Annotated in this window: 1 protein-coding gene; it reads left to right on the top strand. The window is 51.2% G+C overall.

Going from position 1 to position 1193, the window contains the following annotated elements; all coding sequences use genetic code 11:
* Window positions 1–1184: elongation factor Tu (tuf, locus tag GC128_RS22920; protein WP_064519627.1), on the top strand; the 1184-nt coding region annotated here is incomplete at its 5' end.
* Between the last annotated feature and the right edge of the window lie 9 nt (window positions 1185–1193).

Genomic DNA, 1193 nt, shown 5'->3' with positions numbered 1-1193 from the left:
TGTCTAAAGAAAAATTTGAACGTACAAAACCGCACGTCAACGTCGGTACTATCGGCCACGTTGACCATGGTAAAACCACTCTGACTGCAGCAATCACTACCGTTCTGGCTAAAACCTACGGTGGTTCTGCTCGTGCTTTCGACCAGATCGATAACGCACCAGAAGAAAAAGCTCGTGGTATCACCATCAACACTTCCCACGTTGAATATGACACCCCGACTCGCCACTACGCGCACGTTGACTGCCCAGGGCACGCCGACTACGTTAAAAACATGATCACCGGTGCTGCTCAGATGGACGGCGCTATCCTGGTTGTTGCTGCGACTGATGGCCCAATGCCACAGACTCGTGAGCACATCCTGCTGGGTCGTCAGGTTGGCGTTCCTTACATCATCGTGTTCCTGAACAAATGCGACATGGTTGATGATGAAGAGCTGCTGGAACTGGTAGAAATGGAAGTTCGTGAACTTCTGTCTATGTACGACTTCCCAGGCGACGATACTCCAATCGTACGTGGTTCAGCGCTGAAAGCACTGGAAGGCGACGCGGATTACGAAGCTAAAATCATCGAACTGGCTGGCTACCTGGATACCTATATCCCGGAACCAGAACGCGCTATCGACAAGCCGTTCCTGCTGCCAATCGAAGACGTATTCTCCATCTCCGGTCGTGGTACTGTTGTTACCGGTCGTGTAGAGCGCGGTATCGTTAAAGTTGGTGAAGAAGTTGAAATCGTTGGTATCAAAGATACCGTGAAATCAACCTGTACCGGCGTTGAAATGTTCCGCAAACTGCTGGACGAAGGCCGTGCTGGTGAGAACGTTGGTGTTCTGCTGCGTGGTATTAAACGTGAAGATATCGAACGTGGTCAGGTACTGGCTAAGCCAGGCTCTATCAAGCCACACACTCAGTTCGAGTCAGAAGTTTATATCCTGTCCAAAGACGAAGGCGGCCGTCATACTCCGTTCTTCAAAGGCTACCGTCCACAGTTCTACTTCCGTACAACTGACGTGACTGGCACCATCGAACTGCCAGAAGGCGTTGAGATGGTAATGCCGGGCGACAACATCAAAATGGTTGTTACCCTGATCCACCCAATCGCGATGGACGACGGTCTGCGTTTCGCAATCCGTGAAGGCGGCCGTACTGTAGGCGCGGGCGTTGTTGCTAAAGTTATCGCTTAATCGCTGATA

Source organism: Buttiauxella massiliensis (assembly GCF_902500225.1).
Classification (GTDB): Bacteria; Pseudomonadota; Gammaproteobacteria; order Enterobacterales; family Enterobacteriaceae; genus Buttiauxella; species Buttiauxella massiliensis.
The sequence above is the reverse complement of the archived record's forward strand: the minus strand, read 5'-3'. Positions and strand labels throughout refer to the sequence as shown.